Below are 293 nucleotides of genomic sequence, written 5' to 3'. Positions count from 1 at the left end.
GGGCATTCTTGGGTGGTCTACCTTTCTTCTTGGTAATGACAGTATACCCGTTTTCTTTGAAAGAGCGAAGCCAATTTGCAAGAATTCCTTGATTCGTGAGCCCTAAGTCTAAGGAAACCTGCCTAAGTGCTTCACCACCTAGCAGAACCCTATCAATAGCCGCAAGCTTAAAATCACAAGTATATTTCTGTTGAGGGCGATCCAGGATACCTTCTCCATGCCTTTGAAGTAAGGCCACCATATATGCAATTTCTCCTGGCCTCATCCCATATTTCTGGCTAAGGTAGGCACCT

The 293-nt window shown here is 45.1% G+C and carries 1 protein-coding gene; it reads right to left on the bottom strand.

The genetic code is table 11. The features are described from left to right. On the bottom strand, nucleotides 1-293 hold a 293-nt coding region (locus ACLUXO_RS10360), incomplete at both ends, for a transposase (RefSeq protein WP_412137464.1).

Source organism: Lactobacillus delbrueckii subsp. bulgaricus (assembly GCF_046938665.1).
GTDB classification, from domain to species: domain Bacteria; phylum Bacillota; class Bacilli; order Lactobacillales; family Lactobacillaceae; genus Lactobacillus; species Lactobacillus delbrueckii_C.
This window is presented reverse-complemented; position numbering and strand designations above follow the sequence as displayed.